Genomic DNA, 6,117 nt, shown 5'->3' on the forward strand with positions numbered 1-6,117 from the left:
GGTTAGGGTTATGGCTAAAACATCCATGAAAGCACGTGAAGCAAAGCGTGCGAAGCTGGTAGCCAAGTTCGCCACTAAGCGAACCGAGCTGAAAGCTATCATCGTTGATATGAACGCTTCTGAAGAAGCGCGTTGGGATGCTGTCTTGCAACTGCAACAGCTGCCCCGTGATTCCAGTCCGTCCCGCCAGCGTAACCGTTGCAATATTACTGGTCGTCCGCACGGTTTCCTGCGCAAGTTTGGCCTGTCTCGCATCAAGGTGCGTGAGCATGCCATGAAGGGCGAAATTCCAGGTCTCAAAAAGGCCTCTTGGTAAGAATCTCGGGAGTTAGACTATGAGCATGCAAGATCCGATCGCGGACATGCTGACCCGCATCCGTAACGGTCAAGCGGCGAGCAAAGTTGCGGTTTCCATGCCTTCTTCCAAGCTGAAAGTGGCTATCGCCCACGTGCTGAAAGAAGAAGGTTACATCACTGGCTACTCCGTAGCTGGCGATGTGAAACCGGAACTGGAAATTGAACTGAAATATTTCCAGGGCAAACCGGTTGTAGAACTGATCCAACGCGTGAGCCGTCCCGGCCTGCGTATTTATAAGCGCACTACCGATCTGCCGAAAGTTATGGGCGGTCTCGGTGTTGCTATCGTGTCCACGTCTAAAGGTGTGATGACTGACCGTGCAGCTCGTAAAGCTTGCATGGGCGGTGAGATCATCTGCTACGTCGCTTAATAGGAGGTAGGATATGTCTCGTGTTGCTAAGGCACCCGTCACTATTCCTGCTGGCGTAGAGGTGACTCTGAACGGTCAGGAACTGTCCATCAAAGGTGGTAAAGGTTCCCTGGTTCGTTCTATTCACGCCGGTGTAGAAGTGACCAAAGAAGACAATGTACTCAAGTTCGCCCCGCGCGACGGCTCCACTGGTGCCGACGCTCAGGCTGGTACTGCACGTGCATTGGTCAACAACATGGTAATCGGTGTTACCCAAGGCTTCGAGCGTAAGCTGCAGCTGGTTGGTGTAGGTTATAAAGCCTCCATCAAGGGCAATGCTGTCGCGCTGGCCCTGGGCTTCTCTCACCCGGTTGAGCATGCGCTGCCGGCTGGTGTGACCGCTGAGTGTCCTACCGCTACTGAGATCATTCTCCGTGGTGTAGACAAGCAGATGGTTGGCCAAGTCGCCGCCGATATCCGTGCTTACCGCGCTCCGGAGCCCTACAAGGGCAAGGGTGTACGCTATGCCAACGAGCAAGTGCGTACTAAAGAAGCTAAGAAGAAGTAAGGTAACACTATGGACAAGAAAGCAGCTCGTCTCCGTCGTGCTACTCGTGCTCGGAAGAAGATGCAGGAACTGGGAGCAACCCGTCTGGTTGTTCACCGTACCCCGCGTCATATCTACGCGCAGGTAATCGCAGCCAACGGTTCCGAAGTTCTGGCCTCTGCTTCCACAGTAGAGAAAGCCATCAGTGAAGCAATCAAGTACTCCGGTAATGCTGATGCAGCTACCGCAGTCGGGAAAGCCATCGCTGAGCGAGCTATCGCCAAAGGCATTCAGAACGTATCTTTCGATCGTTCCGGTTTCAAGTATCACGGTCGTGTAGCCGCTCTGGCTACCGCTGCTCGTGACGCTGGTCTTCAGTTCTAAGCTAGGAGTCGAAGATGGCTAAAGTCGAATCTCAAGCCGGCGAACTGCAAGAAAAGCTGATTGCAGTAAACCGTGTTTCGAAAACTGTTAAAGGTGGTCGTATCATGTCCTTCACCGCGTTGACCGTGGTGGGTGATGGTAACGGCCGTGTAGGTTACGGTTACGGTAAGGCCCGTGAAGTTCCCGCCGCTATTCAAAAAGCGATGGAACAGGCTAAACGTAACCTGAGCAAAGTAGAACTGAACAATGGCACTCTGCACCACCCGGTGCAAGGCGTTCACTCCGGTTCCACCGTGTTCATGAAGCCGGCCTCTGAAGGTACTGGTATCATTGCAGGCGGCGCCATGCGTGCTGTGCTGGAAGTTGCTGGTATCCACAACGTGCTGGCAAAGACCTACGGTTCCACTAACCCGATCAACGTTGTTCGCGCAACTGTAGACGCTCTGGTACAGGGTCAATCCCCGGCCCAGATCGCTGCCAAGCGTGGTCTGCGCGTTGAAGAAATTCTGGGGTAATGCGACATGGCTAACACTGTAAAAGTAACTCAAACGCGCAGCTCTATCGGCCGTCTGCCTAAGCATAAGGCGACTCTGCGTGGTCTGGGTCTGCGTCGCATTGGTCACACCGTTGAGCTGGAGGATACTCCTTGCGTCCGCGGTATGATCAACCAGGTTTACTACATGGTTAAGGTGGAGGGCTAAGCATGCGTCTGAACACTCTGTCTCCGGCCCCTGGCTCTAAGTCTGTTAAGCACCGTCCGGGCCGTGGTATTGGTTCTGGTCTGGGCAAGACTGGTGGTCGTGGTGTTAAAGGTCAGACCTCTCGTTCCGGTGGCGGTAAAGTCCGCGCTGGTTTCGAAGGCGGCCAGATGCCGTTGAAAATCCGTCTGCCGAAGTTCGGTTTCTTCTCTCGCAAATCTTTGGTTTCTGCCGAAGTGCGTCTGAACGAAATCGCCATGGTGGAAGGTGATGTGGTCGATGTGAGCACTTTGAAGCAAGCTGGCGTTCTGACTAAGAACATCGTGTTCGCTAAAATTGTTCTGTCTGGCAACATTGACCGTGCTGTGACCGTTCGTGGTGTGTCCGTCACCAAAGGTGCACGTGCAGCCATCGAGGCCGCTGGCGGTAAAATCGAGGAATAATCAGTACAATGGCTAAGAAACCAGGATTGGATGTTAAAGCGCAGGGTGGTCTGAGTGAACTGAAGAGCCGTCTGCTCTTCGTTCTCGGGGCGATTATCGTTTTCCGTGCAGGCTCTTATGTGCCGATTCCTGGTATTGACGCCGCCGTACTGGCCGAGTTGTTCCAGCAACAGAAGGGCACCATCATTGAGATGTTCAACATGTTCAGTGGTGGTGCACTCTCGCGTGCTTCTATTCTTGCGTTGGGGATCATGCCGTACATTTCGGCGTCGATCATCATCCAGTTACTGACCGTGGTTCATCCCGCTCTTGCTGAACTCAAGAAAGAAGGTGAATCCGGCCGTCGCAAGATCAATCAGTATACCCGCTGGGGTACATTGATTTTGGGAACCTTCCAGGCCATTGGTATCGCAACCGGTCTGCCGAATATGATGCAAGGACTCGTGACTCATCCGGGTTTGGGCTTCTATTTCACGGCGGTTGTGAGTCTGGTCACCGGCACCATGTTTTTAATGTGGTTAGGTGAACAGATTACCGAGCGTGGTATCGGTAACGGCATCTCGTTGATTATTTTCACCGGGATCGTTGCTGGGCTGCCTCATGCCATTGGTGCTACGGCCGAACAGGCACGTCAAGGGGAATTGCACATCCTGCTGTTGTTGTTGCTGGGCTTGATTGTTTTCGCAGTGACTTACTTTGTGGTGTTCGTAGAGCGTGGTCAACGTCGTATCGTCGTTAACTATGCAAAGCGTCAACAAGGCCGCCAGGTATTCGCCGCGCAAAGCACACACCTGCCATTGAAAGTAAATATGGCTGGTGTGATTCCTGCGATTTTTGCATCCAGTATCATCCTCTTCCCAGGGACCATTACCTCTTGGTTTGGTCAGGGCGAGGGCAAGGTAGCAGACGTTCTGCAGCAGGTCTCTATGGTCCTGCAGCCGGGTCAGCCCTTGTATGAGATGCTGTATGCAGCAGCCATTATCTTCTTCTGTTTCTTCTATACTGCGTTGGTGTTCAACCCACGCGAGACGGCAGACAACCTGAAGAAGAGTGGAGCCTTTATCCCGGGGATTCGCCCGGGCGAGCAGACAGCACGTTATATCGATAAGGTTATGACTCGCCTGACATTGGCAGGTGCACTCTATATAACCTTTATCTGTCTGGTACCCCAGTTCCTGATGACTGCCTGGAACGTACAGTTCTATTTCGGTGGCACTTCGCTGCTGATTATTGTGGTAGTTATCATGGACTTCATGGCTCAGGTACAAACCCATATGATGTCTCATCAATATGGTGACGTCCTGAGGAAGGCCAACCTGAAGGGCTACGGCCGCTAAAGGTCGGCGTAGTTACGGAGTTAAGCAATGAAAGTTCGTGCTTCCGTTAAGGCAATCTGCCGTAACTGCAAAATCATCAAGCGTCACGGTGTGGTGCGTGTGATTTGCAGCGAGCCAAAGCATAAACAGCGCCAAGGCTAATTTTTTACGGTTAGGACTTGCAACAAACAGTTGTGCTGGCTAATATAGCCAGCCAACTTTTGTTGTGTATTGGTTGACCGCCATGTATCCGCTCACGGGCTTTGTGGTGGTCGTTATCTACTCTATGTAGGAGTGAACAGTGGCCCGTATCGCTGGCATTAACATTCCTGACCATAAGCATGCAGTCATCGCTTTGACTGCGATTTATGGCGTCGGTCGTACCCGCTCCAAGGCCATCTGTGCCGCAGCCGGTATTGCTGAGAATGTGAAAATTAAAGACTTGGACGAAGCTCAGATCGAGAGTCTGCGCGAGCAAGTAGGTAAATTCACCGTTGAAGGTGACTTGCGTCGTCAGATATCCATGAACATCAAACGCTTGATGGATCTGGGTTGCTACCGTGGTTTGCGTCACCGTCGTAGCCTGCCTGTTCGTGGTCAACGTACCAAGACCAATGCTCGTACCCGTAAGGGTCCGCGCAAGGCTATCAAGAAGTAACGGGAAGGTAGAAAATGGCTAAAACTCCGACTCGTGCTCGCAAGCGCGTTAAAAAGCAAGTGAGCGACGGTATTGCACACGTTCATGCATCTTTCAACAACACAATCGTGACCATTACCGACCGTCAGGGCAATGCTCTGTCATGGGCTACCTCTGGTGGTTCAGGTTTCCGTGGTTCCCGTAAGTCCACTCCGTTTGCTGCCCAGGTAGCTGCTGAGCGTGCTGGTGAGATCGCCAAAGAATACGGCGTGAAGAACCTGGAAGTCATGGTCAAAGGTCCGGGTCCCGGTCGTGAGTCCTCCATCCGCGCGCTGAACGCGGCTGGTTTCCGCATCACTAATATTACTGATGTGACTCCGATCCCGCACAACGGTTGTCGTCCTCCCAAGAAGCGCCGCGTATAACGCTGGTTGCTAATTGGTCTAGGATTGTTGGAGAAAGAAGATGGCAAGATATATCGGTCCTAAGCTTAAGCTTAGCCGTCGTGAGGGCACCGACCTCTTCCTGAAGTCAGGTGTTCGTGCGATAGATTCCAAGTGCAAGATTGACACTGCTCCTGGTCAACACGGTGCGCGTAAAGCGCGTCTGTCTGACTACGGCGTGCAACTGCGCGAGAAACAAAAAGTTCGTCGTATCTACGGCGTGTTGGAAAAACAGTTCCGCAACTACTACCGTGATGCTGCCCGTCAAAAAGGCAACACCGGCGAAAACCTGTTGCAGCTGCTGGAAGGTCGTCTGGATAACGTCGTTTATCGCATGGGCTTTGGTGCTACCCGCGCTGAATCTCGTCAGCTGGTGAGCCACAAGGCTATCCTGGTAAACGGTCGCGTTGTTAACATTCCTTCTTTCCAGGTTTCCCCTGAGGACGTGATCTGCGTTCGTGAGAAGGCTAAGAAGCAAGCGCGTATCAAAGCTTCCCTGGAAGTTGCTGGTCAGCGTGAGAAGCCGACTTGGGTAGAGGTTGATACCGCTAAAATGGAAGGTGCCTTCAAGCGCCTGCCAGAGCGTTCTGACCTGTCTGCCGACATTAACGAGCAGCTGATCGTCGAGCTTTACTCCAAGTAAAGCTAGCTTCTAAAGAGAGGACACAATGCTGGGTTCTGTAACAGATTTTCTTAAGCCGCGGCTAGTTGACATCGAGCAAGTTAGCCCGACTCACGCAAAAGTGACTCTTGAGCCACTTGAGCGTGGTTTTGGTCACACGCTGGGTAACGCCCTGCGTCGTATTTTGCTGTCATCTATGCCCGGTTGTGCAGTCACAGAAGTCGAGATCGACGGCGTACTGCATGAGTACAGCAGCAAAGAAGGTGTACAGGAAGACATTCTTGAAATCCTGCTCAACCTGAAAGGTATCGCTGTGAAGC

The 6,117-nt window shown here is 52.5% G+C and carries 13 protein-coding genes (1 of these 13 running past the window's edge); all 13 read left to right on the plus strand.

Annotation, left to right across the window (positions count from 1 at the left end; all coding sequences use genetic code 11):
* Positions 1-10 precede the first annotated feature (10 nt).
* Positions 11-316, plus strand: coding sequence for a 30S ribosomal protein S14 (gene rpsN, locus ACSMDR_RS11600; RefSeq protein WP_005319722.1), 306 nt, complete (start codon positions 11-13; stop codon positions 314-316).
* A 19-nt stretch (positions 317-335) separates the two neighbouring features.
* Positions 336-728: a 30S ribosomal protein S8 gene (gene rpsH, locus ACSMDR_RS11605; RefSeq protein WP_005890915.1), complete on the plus strand. Its 393-nt coding sequence runs from the start codon at positions 336-338 to the stop codon at positions 726-728.
* A gap of 13 nt (positions 729-741) precedes the next feature.
* The gene (gene rplF, locus ACSMDR_RS11610; protein WP_005890917.1) at positions 742-1,275 is read left to right on the plus strand and encodes a 50S ribosomal protein L6; all 534 of its coding nucleotides are present in this window, start codon (positions 742-744) and stop codon (positions 1,273-1,275) included.
* A gap of 9 nt (positions 1,276-1,284) precedes the next feature.
* Complete coding sequence (gene rplR / locus ACSMDR_RS11615; RefSeq protein ID WP_005890919.1) at positions 1,285-1,638, plus strand: 50S ribosomal protein L18; 354 nt, start codon at positions 1,285-1,287, stop codon at positions 1,636-1,638.
* A 14-nt stretch (positions 1,639-1,652) separates the two neighbouring features.
* Entirely contained in the window at positions 1,653-2,153 is a 501-nt protein-coding gene (gene rpsE, locus ACSMDR_RS11620) for a 30S ribosomal protein S5 (RefSeq protein ID WP_005890922.1), read from the plus strand.
* A gap of 6 nt (positions 2,154-2,159) precedes the next feature.
* On the plus strand, positions 2,160-2,339 hold the full coding sequence (gene rpmD / locus ACSMDR_RS11625; RefSeq protein ID WP_005307985.1) for a 50S ribosomal protein L30: 180 nt from the start codon (positions 2,160-2,162) through the stop codon (positions 2,337-2,339).
* Positions 2,340-2,341: 2 nt separating this feature from the next.
* A complete protein-coding gene (rplO, locus tag ACSMDR_RS11630; protein ID WP_005890925.1) occupies positions 2,342-2,779 on the plus strand; it encodes a 50S ribosomal protein L15 in 438 nt (145 codons plus the stop codon).
* An 8-nt stretch (positions 2,780-2,787) separates the two neighbouring features.
* Positions 2,788-4,116 carry a preprotein translocase subunit SecY gene (gene secY, locus ACSMDR_RS11635; protein ID WP_005890927.1) on the plus strand — a complete coding sequence of 443 codons (1,329 nt, stop codon included), beginning with the start codon at positions 2,788-2,790 and terminating at the stop codon, positions 4,114-4,116.
* A gap of 27 nt (positions 4,117-4,143) precedes the next feature.
* Positions 4,144-4,257 carry a 50S ribosomal protein L36 gene (gene rpmJ / locus ACSMDR_RS11640; protein ID WP_005319705.1) on the plus strand — a complete coding sequence of 38 codons (114 nt, stop codon included), beginning with the start codon at positions 4,144-4,146 and terminating at the stop codon, positions 4,255-4,257.
* Between the two features lie 139 nt (positions 4,258-4,396).
* Complete coding sequence (gene rpsM / locus ACSMDR_RS11645; protein WP_005307991.1) at positions 4,397-4,753, plus strand: 30S ribosomal protein S13; 357 nt, start codon at positions 4,397-4,399, stop codon at positions 4,751-4,753.
* A 14-nt stretch (positions 4,754-4,767) separates the two neighbouring features.
* Entirely contained in the window at positions 4,768-5,157 is a 390-nt protein-coding gene (gene rpsK / locus ACSMDR_RS11650) for a 30S ribosomal protein S11 (protein WP_005319702.1), read from the plus strand.
* A 40-nt stretch (positions 5,158-5,197) separates the two neighbouring features.
* A complete protein-coding gene (rpsD, locus tag ACSMDR_RS11655; RefSeq protein ID WP_005890929.1) occupies positions 5,198-5,818 on the plus strand; it encodes a 30S ribosomal protein S4 in 621 nt (206 codons plus the stop codon).
* 25 nt (positions 5,819-5,843) lie between these two features.
* On the plus strand, positions 5,844-6,117 hold the 5' end (the start) of the coding sequence (locus ACSMDR_RS11660) for a DNA-directed RNA polymerase subunit alpha (protein WP_005307997.1). Its footprint extends 716 nt past the window's final position; only the first 274 of its 990 coding nucleotides appear in the window; it begins with the start codon at positions 5,844-5,846; its stop codon lies beyond the right edge, outside the window.

This window comes from Aeromonas molluscorum, assembly GCF_051376105.1.
Lineage (GTDB): Bacteria > Pseudomonadota > Gammaproteobacteria > Enterobacterales > Aeromonadaceae > Aeromonas > Aeromonas molluscorum.

Excerpts from the sequence above, each read along its gene's own strand:
- rpsK (WP_005319702.1), top strand. The coding sequence starts at position 4,768 with ATGGCTAAAACTCCGACTCGTGCTCGCAAGCGCGTTAAAAAGCAAGTG.
- rpsN (WP_005319722.1), top strand. The coding sequence starts at position 11 with ATGGCTAAAACATCCATGAAAGCACGTGAAGCAAAGCGTGCGAAGCTG.
- rpsH (WP_005890915.1), top strand. The coding sequence starts at position 336 with ATGAGCATGCAAGATCCGATCGCGGACATGCTGACCCGCATCCGTAAC.
- rplR (WP_005890919.1), top strand. The coding sequence starts at position 1,285 with ATGGACAAGAAAGCAGCTCGTCTCCGTCGTGCTACTCGTGCTCGGAAG.
- rpsE (WP_005890922.1), top strand. The coding sequence starts at position 1,653 with ATGGCTAAAGTCGAATCTCAAGCCGGCGAACTGCAAGAAAAGCTGATT.
- secY (WP_005890927.1), top strand. The coding sequence starts at position 2,788 with ATGGCTAAGAAACCAGGATTGGATGTTAAAGCGCAGGGTGGTCTGAGT.
- rplF (WP_005890917.1), top strand. The coding sequence starts at position 742 with ATGTCTCGTGTTGCTAAGGCACCCGTCACTATTCCTGCTGGCGTAGAG.
- rplO (WP_005890925.1), top strand. The coding sequence starts at position 2,342 with ATGCGTCTGAACACTCTGTCTCCGGCCCCTGGCTCTAAGTCTGTTAAG.
- rpsD (WP_005890929.1), top strand. The coding sequence starts at position 5,198 with ATGGCAAGATATATCGGTCCTAAGCTTAAGCTTAGCCGTCGTGAGGGC.
- rpmJ (WP_005319705.1), top strand. The coding sequence starts at position 4,144 with ATGAAAGTTCGTGCTTCCGTTAAGGCAATCTGCCGTAACTGCAAAATC.
- rpmD (WP_005307985.1), top strand. The coding sequence starts at position 2,160 with ATGGCTAACACTGTAAAAGTAACTCAAACGCGCAGCTCTATCGGCCGT.